This is a genomic window from Enterobacter sp. PI-10 (genome assembly GCF_027947695.1).
Classification (GTDB): Bacteria; Pseudomonadota; Gammaproteobacteria; order Enterobacterales; family Enterobacteriaceae; genus Enterobacter; species Enterobacter vonholyi.
Genome location: NZ_JAJNOG010000007.1, coordinates 39,745 through 55,579, shown reverse-complemented (window position 1 = coordinate 55,579; position 15,835 = coordinate 39,745). Strand labels below are relative to the sequence as shown.

The following is a 15,835-nucleotide window of genomic DNA, read 5'->3' as shown; positions in this document are numbered from 1 at the left end:
GGCGCTGCGCTTACCGGGGCTATGAAATCACAAACCTACGGACGCGACTCTTCCGCTTCCGGGAGCGTCACGTTCAGCTCCAGAATCGAAATATCCCCGTCTTTTTGTTCCAGCTGCACCGTCACCATCTCCGGGTCAATCTGCACGTACTTACAGATCACTTCCAGGATGTCCTTGCGCAGCTGCGGCAGGTAGTGAGGCTCGGCGTCGCTACGACGACGCTCCGCAACGATAATTTGCAGACGTTCTTTTGCGATGTTGGCGGTGTTCTTTTTCCGCGAGAGAAAAAAGTCCAGTAATGCCATAACTTATCCTCCGAACAGGCGTTTGAGGAAACCTTTCTTCTCTTCTTCAATGAAGCGGAAAGGACGTTCTTCTCCCAGCAGACGGTCAACGGTATCGGCGTAAGCTTTACCTGCATCTGCCATTGTATCAAGGATCACTGGCTCGCCCTGGTTAGAGGCGCGTAACACGGACTGATCTTCCGGGATAACGCCGACCAGCTTAATGCGCAGGATCTCAAGCACGTCTTCCATGCTCAGCATGTCACCTTTGTTCACGCGGCCCGGATTGTAGCGGGTGAGCAGCAGGTGTTCTTTAATCGGGTCTTCGCCATTTTCCGCACGACGGGATTTAGAGGCGAGGATCCCCAGAATGCGGTCTGAGTCACGCACGGATGAAACTTCAGGGTTGGTGGTGATGATCGCTTCATCAGCGAAGTACAGTGCCATCAGGGCACCGGTTTCGATGCCGGCAGGGGAGTCGCAGACGATGAAGTCGAAATCCATTTTTTTCAGATCGTCGAGCACCTTTTCCACCCCTTCACGGGTCAGGGCGTCTTTGTCACGCGTCTGAGATGCCGGGAGAATGTAGAGGTTCTCGGTGCGCTTGTCTTTAATCATCGCCTGGTTCAGCGTGGCATCGCCCTGAATGACGTTCACAAAGTCATACACGACGCGACGCTCACATCCCATGATGAGGTCGAGGTTACGCAGACCGATATCGAAGTCGATAACGATGGTTTTCTTTCCCTTCTGGGCCAAACCAGTAGCGATGGCCGCGCTGGAGGTGGTCTTGCCAACGCCTCCTTTACCCGAAGTAACAACAATAATGCGTGCCATAGAAATTCCTTGTTAAAAAGGGATCAATTCAACGGTTGAACGGTCAACGCGTCGTCTGCCAGAAGCAGGCGAGCCGCTTTGCCATAAAATTCGGCTGGGATCTTGTCGCTCAGCCAATATTCACCTGCGATGGACACCAGTTCCGCCGTCAGGTGAGTACAAAATATTTGCGCATCTCGATCGCCACTTGCACCTGCGAGCGCACGTCCACGCATCATACCGTATACGTGAATATTGCCATCTGCAATCAGCTCAGCGCCAGCACTGACGTGGCTTGTAACAATCAGATCACAGTTTGGTGCATAAATGCGCTGACCGGAACGAACCGGCACATCAATCATTCGCGTTTTTGTGACGGTAGTAACGTTTTGCACCGCAGGAGGGGGCGTTTCGACGGCAACGGGGGCCGCACGCGAGGCTTTTTCTTTGCCCTCATTCAGAAGGGGCAGCCCCGCACGCTCAATTTCCGCTTTCAGCTCAGAATCTTTGCAGCCGCTGATGCCCACGATACGCAGTCCGGTGGAGGAGACGGCCTGCTGGAGAAGTTTCCAGTTAACCGGCGCCTCAAGATCGCTGACGTTGATAACAACAGGGGCGTGCTTCAGAAAGGCGGGAGCCTGGGCGATTTTGTCTTCTAACGCCTGACGAATAACCTCGGGTTTTGCATCATGCAAATGTACCACTGATAAGGTGAAGCTACTGCCTTTAAGCTCGATGGGCGTGTTTGACATCCTGGCCTTACTCAATTTGCTATTAACCGCAACCACTCGCTGCGATATTCCGAAGAGTATCAGGCATGTTATAGTCAGGAGTATATTGAGGCAAGCAACCACCCATTAATTCAGAGTAAAAACATGTTTTGTGTGATCTACAGAAGTACAAGCCGTGACCAGACCTATCTTTATGTCGAAAAGAAAGACGATTTTTCACGCGTGCCTGAAGAATTAATGAAGAACTTTGGCCGACCACAGCTGGCTATGCTGCTGCCGCTTGATGGTCGTAAGAAACTGATTAATGCCGATCTGGATAAAGTGAAAACGGCCTTAGCCGAGCAGGGCTATTATTTACAGCTTCCACCGCCACCCGAGAATTTATTAAAACAGCATCTTGAGGCGAACGGTAAAAAATAGCCTCAACTGTTTTTGCGCACAACACATCAACCGTTTAGGGGTCGACCATGTATCAACATCATAACTGGCAAGGCGCATTACTGGATTATCCCGTCAGCAAAGTGGTTTGCGTAGGCAGCAACTATGCAAAACATATTCAGGAGATGGGCAGCGCGACGCCAGAAGAGCCGGTTCTGTTTATTAAGCCTGAAACGGCGCTTTGCGATATCCGCCAGCCGCTGGCGCTGCCGCAGGGGCTCGGCTCGGTGCATCACGAAGTGGAACTTGCCGTGCTGATTGGTGCAACGCTTCGCCAGGCCTCAGAAGAACATGTTCAGAAAGCGATTGCCGGATACGGCGTGGCGCTGGATCTGACCCTGCGTGACGTGCAGGGCAAAATGAAGAAAGCAGGGCAGCCGTGGGAAAAAGCCAAAGGGTTTGATAATTCCTGCCCGATCTCGGCGTTTGTGCCGGTGAGCGAATTTACCGGCGATCCGCAGGATACGCCGCTCAGCCTGAAGGTTAACGGCGAGATCCGCCAGCAGGGCACCACGGCAGACATGATCCATAAGATTGTGCCGCTGATCGCCTACATGAGCCGCTTCTTTACCCTGAAACCGGGTGATGTGATCCTGACCGGCACGCCGGAAGGCGTTGGTCCGCTCGTGAGCGGTGACGAGCTGGAGGTCGGTTTTAACGGTCTGTCGCTGAAAACCCGCGTGCTGTAATCTCCTCTTGCCGCCTGAAGAGGGCGGCAAAACTTGCAACAACGTGCCAGACTCGTTATAAGGTGCGCTTTCTTTTGACGTGTGGACATCCTGATGAACGACATCCCTTTCTGGCAAAGCAAAACTCTCGACGACATGACTGACGCGGAATGGGAATCATTGTGCGACGGCTGCGGGCAGTGCTGCCTGCACAAGCTGATGGATGAAGATACGGATGAAATCTACTTCACCAACGTTGCCTGCAAGCAGCTAAACATTAAAACCTGCCAGTGCCGCAACTATGAGCGCCGGTTTGAATTTGAGCCGGACTGCATAAAGTTAACCCGGGATAATCTGCCGACGTTTGAATGGCTGCCGCATACCTGCGCGTATCGCCTGCTGGCGGAAGGGAAAGGCCTGCCTGACTGGCATCCGTTGTTAACCGGTTCAAAAGCGGCGATGCACGGCGAGCGTATCTCTGTGCGCCACATTGCGGTGAAAGAGTCCGAGGTGCGTGACTGGGAAGATCACATCATGAACCACCCGACCCGTTGAGATTAAAAAAACCGCCGAAGCGGGTTTTTTATTATGCGCGGTTGTGTCGGGTGGCGCTGCGCTTACCCGACCTACAAAACCGTAGGCCCGCGCAAGCGAAGCGCCGCCGGGCAACTTAGCGCCCAAATAGATCGCGTTTCTTCGGTTTGAACGGCTGGGCAATCAGCACCAGCAGCGCCACGATGAAGTAGGCGGCAAAAATGCCCACCAGCCACTGCGGCATCTCCAGCGTCAGGAATTCCCACTGGCGAACGGAGCAGTCACCGGATGCAACGAACACCTGCGGCAGCCATTTATCCAGCGGCAGCCAGCTCGGGAAGCGGGCGGCAAAATCGCAGGTCATAAACGGCGACGGATGCAGCTGCATCATGGTGTGCTGCCAGGAGAGTTCAATGCCTTTCCAGGCGCTGTACAGCCAGATCGCGATAGCGGCATAGCGAAGCGGCGACTTCGGCGCAATTGCGCCCACCAGGCCCGCCCCCATAATGCCGAACAGCGCGCAGCGTTCATAAATACAAAGCACGCAAGGTTTCAGTCCCATTACGTGCTGGAACCACAGCGCGACCATTTCCAGCGCAAAGGCGGTCAGGGCCATTAACAACCACGCTCCGCGACCGCGGGAGCACTGGTTTAAAAATCTCAACATAATCATTTCCCTGGAACATGCTTAGAAAGCGCAGTGTAAACGAATTCGTTTATCGCGCCACCTGTACCTGGCGAAATAAAACGTAATTGGATGTTTATCGTGCGAAAAGGCAAACGGGCAGCGAACTGCCCGAGATGCATAGTTTACTGCGCCGCAAGTATACCCGCTTGTATCAACCATTGCGTACAGGGAATGAGGGTAATTTTGACGCAAAGCAATCCCACGATCGTGAGCACCAGCGTGTAGGGCAGCGCCATCCACACCATCCGGCCATAAGAAAGACGTATGAGCGGCGCGAGAGCGGAGGTCAGCAGGAACAGGAAGGCGGCCTGGCCGTTTGGCGTCGCCACCGACGGAAGGTTGGTGCCGGTATTGATCGCCACTGCCAGCAGCTCAAACTGTCCGGCGCTGATAACGCCTTGCTCCATAGCGGCTTTGGCCTCGTTGATGTAGACCGTCCCGACAAAGACGTTATCTGAGATTGACGAGAGCAGGCCGTTAAACAGGTAAAACAGCGAAAGCTGAGCATCCGGTGACGCCTGTAATACAAAGGCAATAATCGGCGCGAAGAGATGCTGGTCGATAATCACCGCCACGACCGCAAAGAACACCGCCAGCAGGGCGGTAAACGGCAGGGCTTCGGTAAACGCTTTACCGATGGCATGTTCGTCCGTCACGCCGGTAAAGGTGGTGGCGAGAATAATGACTGACAGGCCTATCAGCCCCACTTCGGCAAGATGAAGCGCCAGCGCGGCGATAAGCCAGACGCCGATGATCCCCTGAGCAATCAGGCGCAGCGTCTCCTGGCGGGTCCGCTGGCGTCGGCTTTGCAGATCGAATTTATGCAGTTCCTGACGTACCGGCTCCGGGAGTTGGGCCCCGTAGCCAAAGAGGCGAAATTTTTCCACCAGCAGACAGGTCGCCAGCCCGCAGATCAGCACCGGTACGCTGACCGGGGCCATTCTCAGGAAGAAATCACCGAAGTGCCAGCCCGCCGCTTTGGCAATGATCAGGTTTTGCGGCTCGCCCACCATGGTCATCACGCCGCCCAGCGCGGTACCGACCCCAGCGTGCATCATCAGGCTGCGCAGAAACGCGCGGAACTGTTCCAGCACGTCACGGTTATGCGCATCGACGTGGCTGTCATCCTGCAAATCTTCACCCGGACGAGAGGAGGCCACGCGGTGATAAATCCCGTAAAACCCCACCGCTACGCTTATCACTACCGCGACCACTGTCAGCGCGTCCAGGAAGGCCGACAGGAAGGCGGCGGCAAGGCAAAACGCCAGCGAGAGGAACATTTTTGACGGAATGCTGAGCAGCAGGCGCGTGAAGATAAACAGTAGCAGCTGTTTCATGAAGTAGATGCCCGCCACCATAAACATCAGCAGCAGAAGCACTTCGAGATTTGACGCCAGCTCTGCTTTGACATGCTCGGCGCTGGTCATGCCGATGACGACGGCTTCAAACGCCAGCAATCCGCCCGGCAGCAGGGGATAACATTTTAGCGCCATGGCCAGGGTGAAGATAAACTCTGCCACCAGCAGCCAGCCGGCGATAAAGGGATTCACACTAAAAATGATGGGATTAACGACCAGGAAAACCAGCAGTATCAGCTTATACCAGTCAGGAGACTGACCTAAAAAATTGCGCCATAGCGCGCGCCCAAAAGAAATTTCCACAACAGACGTCCTTCCCGTCAAGTAAGACAAAGCATCAGTATACGCAAAAAATGCGGCCTGGAGGCGGATAAGGCGGCATTGTAAATTTCACAAAAATGAAACGGCGATCCCTCTTTTCTCTCTTTGCCGCGCTACCTGCCACTGGCTGCCTCTGGTATGATGAGTCCAATTTGCTAAAGCTGTGTAATGGAAATCTCACTATGGTCATTAAGGCGCAGAGCCCGGCGGGTTTCGCGGAAGAGTACATCATTGAAAGCATCTGGAATAATCGTTTCCCTGCGGGGTCCATTCTTCCGGCTGAACGCGAACTCTCTGAACTGATTGGCGTCACTCGCACCACGCTGCGTGAAGTGCTTCAGCGGCTGGCGCGCGATGGCTGGTTGACGATCCAGCATGGTAAGCCTACGAAAGTAAACAACTTCTGGGAAACATCCGGGCTGAACATTCTTGAAACGCTGGCGCGTCTCGACCATGAAAGCGTGCCGCAGCTCATTGATAATCTGCTCTCCGTTCGCACCAACATCGCGACGATCTTTATTCGTACAGCTTTCCGTCAGCATCCGGAAGACGCCCTTGCGGTGCTGGCCAGCGCGAACGAGGTGGAAGATCATGCCGATGCCTTTGCCACCCTCGATTACAACGTGTTTCGCGGCCTGGCGTTTGCCTCCGGCAACCCGGTTTATGGCCTGATCCTCAACGGTATGAAAGGGCTCTATACCCGCATTGGCCGCCACTACTTTGCCAATCCGGAAGCCCGCAGCCTGGCGCTGGGCTTCTACCATAAGCTGAGCAAGCTCTGTACCGAAGGCCTGCACGATCAGGTTTATGAGACGGTGCGCCGCTACGGTCACGATTCCGGTGAAATCTGGCACCGTATGCAGAAAACGCTGCCGGGTGATTTAGCGATTCAGACCCGCTAAAAGAAAAACCTCTCGTATGAGAGGTTTTTTTTCGTCGGGTGGCACTACAGCGTGTTCAACCGCGCCGGGCAGCGTTCCAGCAGCTCGACGCTGCCGTCTTCATTCTGCTGCTCCAGCTGCACGTCAAAGCCCCACAGGCGATGCACATGCTTCAGCACCTCTTTACGCCCTTTATCCAGCGGCGCGCGATTGTGCGGGATATAGCGCAACGTCAGGGAGCGGTCACCGCGCAAATCGACGTTCCATACCTGAATATTCGGTTCAAGGTTGCTCAGGTTGTACTGGGAGGAAAGGCGAGAGCGGATCTCACGGTATCCCTCTTCGTTATGGATTGCTGAAATCTCCAGATAGTTGTTGCGATCGTCGTCCAGCACGGTGAAGAAGCGGAAGTCACGCATGATCTTCGGCGACATAAACTGGCTGATGAAGCTCTCATCCTTAAAGTCGCGCATCGCAAAGTGCAGCGTTTCCAGCCAGTCTGACCCGGCGATATCCGGGAACCAGTACTTGTCTTCTTCCGTCGGCGACTGGCAGATACGCTTAATGTCCTGGAACATGGCAAAGCCAAGGGCATACGGGTTAATCCCGCTGTACCACGGGCTATTGTAGGGCGGCTGGAACACCACGTTAGTATGGCTGTGGAGGAACTCCATCATGAACCGCTCGGTGACTTTCCCCTCGTCGTACAGATGGTTGAGGATAGTGTAGTGCCAGAAGGTCGCCCAGCCTTCGTTCATCACCTGCGTCTGCTTTTGCGGGTAAAAATACTGGCTCACCTTGCGCACGATACGCAGGATCTCACGCTGCCACGGCTCCAGCAGCGGGGCGTTCTTCTCCATAAAATAGAGCAGGTTTTCCTGCGGCTCGGACGGATAACGACGCGCTTCGGCGATCGTTTTTTCCTCCTCACGCTTCGGCAGGGTGCGCCACAGCATGTTCACCTGGCTCTGCAGGTACTCTTCGCGGCTTTTCTGCCGGGCTTTCTCCTCCTGCAGGGAGATTTTCTGCGGACGTTTGTAGCGGTCCACGCCATAGTTCATCAGCGCGTGGCAGGAGTCGAGCAGTTTTTCCACTTCGTCCACGCCGTAGCGCTCTTCGCAGTCGGTAATGTATTTACGGGCGAATATCAGGTAATCGACGATGGAGCTGGCATCCGTCCAGCTGCGGAACAGATAGTTATTCTTGAAAAAGGAGTTGTGCCCGTAGCAGGCGTGCGCCATCACCAGGGCCTGCATGGTAATGGTGTTCTCTTCCATTAAATAGGCGATACACGGATTGGAGTTGATGACGATCTCATACGCCAGACCCTGCTGCCCGTGCTTATACAGCCGCTCCGTTTCAATGAATTTCTTACCAAAAGACCAGTGCGGATAGTTAATCGGCATCCCGACGCTGGAGTAGGCGTCCATCATCTGTTCGGACGTAATGACTTCAATCTGATGGGGATAGGTATCCAGGCGGTACAGTTTTGCGACCCGGTCGATCTCGGCGAGGTAAACATCCAGCAGCTCGAAGGTCCAGTCGGGTCCATCGCTCAGACGTGTGTTGTCCTTGTTCAGGGAATCAATAGTAGCCATTAGCGCGCCCTCGTTGTGGGTGCTCTCTCTGTCTGGAGAGCCTCCTTTCAAGCATAGATCAACGTGTTAAAAAGCGTGCTGGGGCAGAAATTTTTTCTTTGCGATTTCGCGTTTTTGATACGGCAAAAAAACGGTGTCCATCAGCATTTTATGCTGGTTAAAAATAACGCGCAGCAGGAGATCCCAAATTAGCACTATCCCCTGATGCTGGGGGATGTGTGAGGTAAGTCACCATAAAAAAGTCGTATGTTGAATAATATTTTCAGCTAGGTTATCAATCTGTAATTAGAAGATTGTTCTTTTGCACATAATGGAGTGGCTATGCGTGTTGTCATACTGGGAAGTGGTGTCGTTGGGGTAACCAGCGCCTGGTATTTAAGTCAGGCGGGACATGACGTCACCGTTATCGATCGTGAGTCAGGCTCTGCGCTGGAAACCAGCGCGGCGAACGCCGGGCAAATCTCTCCCGGCTATGCGGCACCGTGGGCTGCACCGGGCGTTCCGCTGAAGGCGATTAAATGGATGTTTCAGCGCCATGCGCCGCTGGCCATCAGCCTTGACGGCACGCAGTTCCAGCTGAAGTGGATGTGGCAGATGCTGCGCAACTGCGACACCCGCCACTACATGGAGAACAAAGGGCGCATGGTGCGCCTGGCGGAATACAGCCGCGACTGCCTGAAAGCGCTGCGCGCGTCGACGGGTATTGAGTATGAAGGCCGCCAGGGCGGGACGCTGCAGCTGTTCCGCACCGAGCAGCAGTACGAAAATGCCACTCGCGATATCGCCGTGCTGGAAGATGCCGGTGTACCTTACCAGCTGCTGGAAGCCAGCCAGCTAGGCCAGGTTGAACCGGCGCTGGCGGAAGTTGCGCATAAGCTGACGGGCGGCCTGCGCCTGCCGAATGACGAAACCGGCGACTGCCAGCTCTTTACGCAGCGTCTGGCGCAGATGTGCGAGCAGGCAGGGGTGAAATTCCGGTACAACACCTCTGTCGACAAGCTGCTGTCGGAAGGGGAAAAAATTTACGGCGTGAAGTGTGGCGAAGAGGTGATCAAAGCCGATGCTTACGTGATGGCGTTTGGTTCATACTCCACCGCCATGCTGAAAGGTATTCTCGATATTCCGGTCTACCCGCTGAAGGGCTACTCGCTGACCATTCCGGTAAAAGAAGAGAGCGGCGCTCCGGTGTCGACCATTCTGGATGAAACCTACAAAATCGCCATTACCCGCTTCGATAACCGCATCCGCGTAGGCGGCATGGCGGAAATCGTCGGCTTCAACACCGAGCTGCTGAAACCGCGTCGTGAAACGCTGGAGATGGTCGTGGGCGATCTCTTCCCGCGAGGAGGTTTTGTTGAGCAGGCGACGTTCTGGACCGGCCTGCGTCCGATGACCCCGGACGGCACGCCGATCGTGGGCCGCACGCCGTTTAAAAACCTGTGGACCAATACCGGACACGGCACGCTTGGCTGGACGATGGCCTGCGGATCGGGCCAGCTGCTGAGCGACCTGATTTCAGGGCGCACGCCGGCAATTCCGTTTGACGATTTAAGCGCCGCGCGCTATCAATCGGGGTTTACGCCGTCGCGTCCACAGCACCTGCACGGCGCGCATAGCTAAGGAGTTGTCATGTCCCGTCCTGTTCTGGCCCAGCTGAACCTGCAGGCCCTGAAGGATAATCTGCAAATTGTTCGCCGGGCGGCGCCTGGTTCGCGCGTCTGGTCTGTGGTGAAAGCGAATGCCTACGGCCACGGTATTGACCGTATCTGGAGCGCCCTGAGCGCCACCGACGGCTTTGCGCTCCTGAATCTGGAAGAGGCCATTCTGCTGCGCGAGCGCGGCTGGAAAGGGCCGATACTGCTTCTGGAGGGCTTCTTCCACGCGGACAATCTGCCGCTGCTGGATAAATATCGGCTGACCACCAGCGTTCACAGCAACTGGCAGATTAAGGCGATTCAGGATGCGAAACTCCACGCGCCGCTGGATATTTACCTCAAGGTGAACAGCGGCATGAACCGCCTGGGCTTCCAGCCTGAGCGCGTGCATACGGTCTGGCAGCAGCTGCGCGCCATGAAAAACGTGGGTGAAATGACGCTGATGGCCCATTTTGCCGACGCGGAAAAACCGGACGGCATTGCCGATGCCATGGTCCGCATTGAGCAGGCGGCAGAAGGGCTGGACTGCCCGCGCTCGCTGTCAAATTCGGCGGCCACGCTCTGGCATCCTGAGGCACACTACAACTGGGTGCGTCCGGGGATCGTTCTTTACGGTGCGTCACCCTCGGGCCAGTGGCAGGACATCGCCAACAGCGGCCTGAAGCCGGTGATGACCCTGCGCAGCGAAATCATTGGCGTGCAAACCCTGAAGGCCGGCGACACGGTGGGCTACGGCAGCCGCTACCGGGCAAAGGGCGAGCAGCGGATTGGTATCGTGGCGGGCGGCTATGCCGACGGCTACCCGCGCATCGCGCCGACCGGCACGCCTGTCTGGGTCGATGGGGTTCGCACGGGAACGGTGGGCACCATATCAATGGATATGCTGGCCGTTGACCTGACGCCATGCCCGCAGGCGGGCATCGGTTCACCGGTCGAGCTGTGGGGTAACGAAATTAAGATTGATGACGTTGCTGCCGCTGCGGGTACGGTGGGGTACGAATTGATGTGCGCGCTGGCACCGAGAGTGCCGGTTGTGACGGTGTAACGAGTATTAGTGTCGGGTGGCGCTAGCGCCACCCGGCAAAAAAACCGCTACTCCGCTTCATCTTCCATCGGCCTGACGCCGACTTTTCTGACCGCGTTATCTTCTTTCTCCGCAACCGTCCAGATCATCCCGGCGAACTCCACCTGGTCGCCGACGACGGGGGCCGCCCCCAGCAGTTGCTGAATGATTTCCCCCAGCGTTTGCTGCTTGTCGCGGTACTCCAGCCCTTCATCCAGGCCGTAAATCAGCGCCACATCGGCAAACTTGGCGCTGGCTTCCAGAATAAAATCGCCGAAGAAACGCTGGTCCAGCGCCACCGGAGGCGACTGACTGAACAGTTTGCCCAGCGCGGGCAGGTCGCGCTCGCGGCCAATCACGCAGAGAATATCCCCTTCGCGCAGGCGGGTGCTGCCTGTAGGGTGCAGCAGGACATTATCGCGGAACAGGGCGGCAATGCGCGTTTCAGTCGGCATGTGCAAATCGCGCAGCGATGCCCCCACGCACCATTTGTCAGCGCTCAGCTGATAGACAAACTGTTCCCAAGGATTCTCTGGGTGAATATCGAGCCCCACGCGAGAGACCGGCCAGCCCACGGGAGGCACCACGACTTTGGCTTTCTTCGCCGCCCACCCGAGGGAGGTTCCCTGGAACAGCAGCGAAATCAGCACCACGAAGAAGGCCACGTTAAAGAACAGCCGGGCGTTATCCAGACCGGCCATCATCGGGAAGACCGCAAGAATAATCGGTACCGCGCCGCGCAGGCCCACCCAGCTGATAAAGACCCGCTCGCGCAGGTTGAAGCCGCGAAACGGCAGCAGTCCTGCAAATACCGACAGCGGACGGGCGAAGAAGATCATCCACGCGGACAGCAGCAGCGCCGGAACGGCGATCGGCAGCAGGTCCGAAGGCGTAACCAGCAGGCCCAGCACCAGGAACATGCCAATTTGTGCCAGCCAGGCCAGGCCGTCGAAGTTCTGCAAAATGGCATGACGGTTACGGATCGGTCGGTTGCCCATCAGGAAACCGCAGAGATAGACGGCGAGAATGCCGCTGCCGTCCAGCGCGGTGGTAACGGCAAAAATAAGAATGCCGCCGCTCAGCGCCAGCAGGGGGTAAAGCCCCGCGGGCAGGGAGATGCGGTTGATCATTTGCTGTAAGAGGTATCCCCCCGCCAGGCCAATAACAATCCCCAGCCCGAACTGCTGCAGGATATGCCAGACGAACATCCAGCTCAGGCCCGTCTCGTGCTGCTGAATCATCTCAATCAGCGTGATGGTGAGAAACACCGCCATCGGATCGTTACTGCCGGATTCAATTTCAAGCGTGGAGCCGACGCGTTCGTTAAGCCCTTTTCCGCCGAGCAGGGAAAACACCGCTGCCGCATCGGTTGAGCCAACAATCGCGCCAATCAGCAAACCTTCCATGATGTTGAGATGGAAAAGCCATGCGGCCATCATTCCGGTGAGGCCGGAGGTTATCAACACGCCAACCGTCGCGAGCGACAGCGCGGGCCCTAACGCCACACGGAAGGAGCTTGCCTGGGTGCGCATCCCGCCGTCCAGCAGGATCACCGCCAGCGCAAGGTTACTCACCATGTAGGCGAAAGGGTAGTTATCGAATGGGATACCGCCAATACCATCAATGCCGGCCAGCATGCCGATGGCGAGGAAAATGACAAGAATAGGTATGCCGAGACGCGATGAAAATGAACTTAATAAAATACTGCTGGTTACAAGGACCGAACCCAGAATGAAAAGGCTGATTATCGCTGCGGCATCCAATGTTCTCTTACTCCCACCTCAATGTTAACGCTGTTACTAAAACCCTAACATATTAACGACGGCAACAGCGTTTTATTAAGGGGGTATAACGGCTTTTTTATGCCTTTATGACAGGATGGCCGCTGATGGTCAGCCGACTGCCTGAATCATTGTGGATCAGGGAGGCGTGCGCCCCCAGCGCCAGGGTCACGGTTTGCTGCTCATGGCCGAAATCCAGACCGGTGATGACCGGAACATCCAGCCGCGAGCGAATGAACTCAACCATGGTTTCCAGGGAGTAACCCGCGTCATAGTCATTCGGGGCTGAGCCGCTGAAGCTGCCCAGCACAATTGCGGACTGGCGCTCAAGAATACCGGCATGATAGAGCTGCAACAGCATGCGCTCGACGCGGAACGGATGTTCGTTGATATCTTCCAGCACCAGAATGCCGTCCTCGATTTGCGGCATCCACGGCGTGCCGATAAGCGAGACCAGCATGGCCAGGTTACCGCCCCAGAGCTGACCTTCACATTCCCAGTGTGGTCCATTGCCTTGCCACTCCACGCTGTAGGTGGAATTGCGCAGCGCACGCCAGAAGTGTTCCACGGTAAACGCATCCAGCTCCGGTGCGCCGAAGTTACCGGCCAGCATTGGGCCGCTGAAGGTGATAATGTCATACAGCGCCAGCAGCCCAAGCTGGATGACGGTGAAATCGCTGTGGCCGCAGATCAGCAGCGGATCCTGCTGCTGACGCTGTGCCAGCCCCTGCCAGTCAATGCTCTCCAGTAACCGGCTCGCACCATATCCGCCGCGCACCGCCAGCACAATCCGGTTTTCGCCCGTCAGGCTCACCAGACTATTGATATCATTCAGCCGCTGCGCTTCGGTACCGGCAAAACGCTGCTGGCGGCGGGGGATAATTGTCTGATTTTCTACCTGGTGGCCCGACTCCAGTAAACGCTGAACGCCCCGCTGCGCCGCTTCCTGGTTAATGCAGTAGCCCGACGGCGCGATGAGATGAAACTGAGACATGGCAAATCCTTGCTGAATGAGAAACTAATTGTCTATATCATGCCGCTTATTCGCCGCCTGCTTCAAGAGCGGCGCACCGCAATGACCGGCTATAAGGATAGATGACGTGAAATTGAGATGGTTTGCTTTTTTGATTGTGTTGCTCGCTGGCTGTAGTTCAAAACATGATTATCAAAACCCGCCCTGGAATCCGGAAGTGCCGGTGAAGCGGGCCATGCAGTGGATGCCGATCAGTGAGCAAGCCGGGAAGGCCTGGGGCGTCAGTCCGCGCCTCATCACGGCGATCATCGCGGTGGAGTCAGGCGGTAATCCCACCCTCGTCAGCAAATCCAACGCGGTGGGCCTGATGCAGCTTAAAGCGTCAACGGCGGGGAAAGAAGTTTACCGCTATATGGGCTGGAGCGGCCAGCCGTCGACCAGCGAGCTGAAGAACCCGGAACGCAACATTTCAATGGGCACGGCCTATCTGAGCATCATGGAGCATGGCGTGCTGAAGGGCATTAAGGATCCGGAGGTGATGCAGTACGCGCTGGTGGTGTCTTACGTTAACGGTGCCGGCGCGTTGCTCAGAACCTTCTCTTCTGACCGAAAAGAGGCGATTGAAGAGATTAACGGCATGGACAAAGACGAATTCTTTGAACATGTGGCGAAAAATCATCCGGCACCACAGGCGCCTCGTTATATCTGGAAGGTACAGAAAGCGATGGATGCCATGTAATGCCGCAGACGGGCGGCGGTCACGCTGCCCGATTTCTTCACAGGACTTTATTTGCGCGTTCCCGCGCCTCCCGCTCCAGGGAATAGATAATACGCTGAAGCTCACGCTCTGCGCCTGGCCCGACGTTCAGGAAGCGGAAGCTCAGACGCGGCGTGGTGATGGTTTCGTTTTTGCTGTCCACGACGGTGCGGTCGCTGATGGCAATCAGCTGCGCATCGAAATAGAAGCGACCCCAGCCACCCATATCCAGTTCAATTTGCGTAAACCGCATGCCCTCTACCAGCCCGTCGGGTTTCGGCGTATCCATCAGTGCGCCCATGCCGCCAAGCGACAGATCGAAGAGGCGAAAGCGGATCTCTTTTTTGTCCGGCATTTTGGCCTTACAAAAATAGGCGGGATGGAGCGGGGCGCTGATGCGGAAATATTCACGACGCTGAACAAACCAGAGATTGGTCGGAAGGGGGGTCACAAAAGCCGGAAGTCCCTGGTATTCGCTTAGTTCCAGTCGCGGCAGGACAAACTCCACTTTGGCCCCCTGCGTTTCGGCCATCACCGCGATGTTCTCCGCTTTCAGCGCCGCGCGGTTTTCGTACTCCTGACTGCCTAAATCAATCACCAGCCGATCCTGCGAGGCGTCAAGGATCTTGCTGATGAACTGATTATTCGACCAGCTGATGCGCAGCGGCACTTCACCTTTTTGCAGGTCGCGTAATACCCCTAATACAGCCAGCGGATTTTGCTTGAGGAACTGCTCACTGTAATGACTCACGCCGGATGGCTCCTTGATTGATGACAGACTGTCTTAGCGTTATCGGCAATCTGCAATGAAACTTAATACAAACCGGTGAGTTTTTTTTGCCTGTTTAACCAAAGATAAGTCGGTGAGATGAAAATGGTTTTCCGGCGATGACCTATACTTAAGTTAGCTGTGCAGAAGGTTTTCTGCGCACGCGTTAAACCTGCAAGAGGGCATCGCTATGGGTATCATCGCCTGGATTATCTTTGGTCTTATTGCTGGCGCTATCGCTAAACTGATCATGCCGGGAAACGATGGCGGCGGTTTTATTTTGACCTGTGTACTCGGGGTCGTTGGTGCGGTTGTGGGCGGCTGGCTGGCGACGATGTTTGGTTTTGGAGGCAACATAAGTGGTTTCGACCTGCACAGTTTTCTGGTCGCTGTCGTGGGTGCCATTGTGGTGCTGGGCATATTCAGGTTACTGCGACGAGCATAAATTCACATAAACGGCTCTCTGAGGAGGGCCGTTTTTTTGCCTGCGTATTGATTTGTTAATCTAAATGATAATAAT

The 15,835-nt window shown here is 55.7% G+C and carries 17 protein-coding genes; 8 read left to right on the top strand and 9 right to left on the bottom strand.

Annotated elements, in window-relative coordinates:
• Positions 1 to 35: 35 nt before the first annotated feature.
• The 3 genes from minE to minC are packed head-to-tail and all read right to left on the bottom strand — an operon-like array spanning position 36 to position 1,852.
• Complete coding sequence (gene minE / locus LRM19_RS15395; RefSeq protein WP_008500504.1) at positions 36 to 305, bottom strand: cell division topological specificity factor MinE; 270 nt, start codon at positions 303 to 305, stop codon at positions 36 to 38.
• 3 nt (positions 306 to 308) lie between these two features.
• Positions 309 to 1,121, bottom strand: a complete 813-nt coding sequence (gene minD, locus LRM19_RS15390) for a septum site-determining protein MinD (RefSeq protein ID WP_023312187.1) — start codon at positions 1,119 to 1,121, stop codon at positions 309 to 311.
• 23 nt (positions 1,122 to 1,144) lie between these two features.
• A complete protein-coding gene (gene minC / locus LRM19_RS15385) occupies positions 1,145 to 1,852 on the bottom strand; it encodes a septum site-determining protein MinC (RefSeq protein WP_248174908.1) in 708 nt (235 codons plus the stop codon).
• Positions 1,853 to 1,975: 123 nt separating this feature from the next.
• On the opposite strand from minC, the gene LRM19_RS15380 reads away from it, so the two are divergent.
• The 3 genes from LRM19_RS15380 (at position 1,976) to LRM19_RS15370 (ending at position 3,492) form a co-directional block, all read left to right on the top strand.
• A complete protein-coding gene (locus LRM19_RS15380; protein ID WP_029742143.1) occupies positions 1,976 to 2,251 on the top strand; it encodes a YcgL domain-containing protein in 276 nt (91 codons plus the stop codon).
• 47 nt (positions 2,252 to 2,298) lie between these two features.
• Positions 2,299 to 2,958: a fumarylacetoacetate hydrolase family protein gene (locus tag LRM19_RS15375; RefSeq protein WP_024909871.1), complete on the top strand. Its 660-nt coding sequence runs from the start codon at positions 2,299 to 2,301 to the stop codon at positions 2,956 to 2,958.
• Positions 2,959 to 3,051: 93 nt separating this feature from the next.
• Positions 3,052 to 3,492, top strand: coding sequence for a YcgN family cysteine cluster protein (locus tag LRM19_RS15370; protein ID WP_024909872.1), 441 nt, complete (start codon positions 3,052 to 3,054; stop codon positions 3,490 to 3,492).
• A 115-nt stretch (positions 3,493 to 3,607) separates the two neighbouring features.
• Here the strand turns inward: LRM19_RS15370 and dsbB are convergent, their stop codons facing one another.
• Both dsbB and nhaB read right to left on the bottom strand, forming a co-directional pair.
• The gene (gene dsbB / locus LRM19_RS15365; RefSeq protein ID WP_063408593.1) at positions 3,608 to 4,138 is read right to left on the bottom strand and encodes a disulfide bond formation protein DsbB; all 531 of its coding nucleotides are present in this window, start codon (positions 4,136 to 4,138) and stop codon (positions 3,608 to 3,610) included.
• A 143-nt stretch (positions 4,139 to 4,281) separates the two neighbouring features.
• Entirely contained in the window at positions 4,282 to 5,820 is a 1,539-nt protein-coding gene (nhaB, locus tag LRM19_RS15360; RefSeq protein WP_111964783.1) for a Na(+)/H(+) antiporter NhaB, read from the bottom strand.
• A 200-nt stretch (positions 5,821 to 6,020) separates the two neighbouring features.
• Between nhaB and fadR the strand changes: the two genes are divergently transcribed.
• Positions 6,021 to 6,740: a fatty acid metabolism transcriptional regulator FadR gene (fadR, locus tag LRM19_RS15355; RefSeq protein ID WP_023336056.1), complete on the top strand. Its 720-nt coding sequence runs from the start codon at positions 6,021 to 6,023 to the stop codon at positions 6,738 to 6,740.
• 44 nt (positions 6,741 to 6,784) lie between these two features.
• Here the strand turns inward: fadR and LRM19_RS15350 are convergent, their stop codons facing one another.
• The gene (locus LRM19_RS15350) at positions 6,785 to 8,317 is read right to left on the bottom strand and encodes a SpoVR family protein (protein WP_023293929.1); all 1,533 of its coding nucleotides are present in this window, start codon (positions 8,315 to 8,317) and stop codon (positions 6,785 to 6,787) included.
• A gap of 321 nt (positions 8,318 to 8,638) precedes the next feature.
• Between LRM19_RS15350 and LRM19_RS15345 the strand changes: the two genes are divergently transcribed.
• Together LRM19_RS15345 and dadX are read left to right on the top strand one after the other, a co-directional pair.
• Complete coding sequence (locus LRM19_RS15345) at positions 8,639 to 9,937, top strand: D-amino acid dehydrogenase (RefSeq protein ID WP_271369283.1); 1,299 nt, start codon at positions 8,639 to 8,641, stop codon at positions 9,935 to 9,937.
• 9 nt (positions 9,938 to 9,946) lie between these two features.
• Positions 9,947 to 11,017, top strand: coding sequence for a catabolic alanine racemase DadX (dadX, locus tag LRM19_RS15340; RefSeq protein ID WP_271369282.1), 1,071 nt, complete (start codon positions 9,947 to 9,949; stop codon positions 11,015 to 11,017).
• A 47-nt stretch (positions 11,018 to 11,064) separates the two neighbouring features.
• Here dadX and LRM19_RS15335 read toward each other — a convergent pair whose 3' ends face one another.
• Positions 11,065 to 12,798: a potassium/proton antiporter gene (locus tag LRM19_RS15335; protein WP_111964781.1), complete on the bottom strand. Its 1,734-nt coding sequence runs from the start codon at positions 12,796 to 12,798 to the stop codon at positions 11,065 to 11,067.
• A gap of 97 nt (positions 12,799 to 12,895) precedes the next feature.
• On the bottom strand, positions 12,896 to 13,810 hold the full coding sequence (gene ldcA, locus LRM19_RS15330; RefSeq protein WP_149366598.1) for a muramoyltetrapeptide carboxypeptidase: 915 nt from the start codon (positions 13,808 to 13,810) through the stop codon (positions 12,896 to 12,898).
• A 106-nt stretch (positions 13,811 to 13,916) separates the two neighbouring features.
• Here ldcA and emtA point away from each other — a divergent pair, with 106 nt between their 5' ends.
• A complete protein-coding gene (emtA, locus tag LRM19_RS15325; RefSeq protein WP_024909815.1) occupies positions 13,917 to 14,528 on the top strand; it encodes a membrane-bound lytic murein transglycosylase EmtA in 612 nt (203 codons plus the stop codon).
• A 37-nt stretch (positions 14,529 to 14,565) separates the two neighbouring features.
• Here the strand turns inward: emtA and ycgR are convergent, their stop codons facing one another.
• The gene (ycgR, locus tag LRM19_RS15320) at positions 14,566 to 15,297 is read right to left on the bottom strand and encodes a flagellar brake protein YcgR (RefSeq protein WP_271369279.1); all 732 of its coding nucleotides are present in this window, start codon (positions 15,295 to 15,297) and stop codon (positions 14,566 to 14,568) included.
• A gap of 208 nt (positions 15,298 to 15,505) precedes the next feature.
• Between ycgR and LRM19_RS15315 the strand changes: the two genes are divergently transcribed.
• Complete coding sequence (locus LRM19_RS15315) at positions 15,506 to 15,760, top strand: GlsB/YeaQ/YmgE family stress response membrane protein (RefSeq protein ID WP_008502662.1); 255 nt, start codon at positions 15,506 to 15,508, stop codon at positions 15,758 to 15,760.
• Positions 15,761 to 15,835 lie beyond the last annotated feature (75 nt).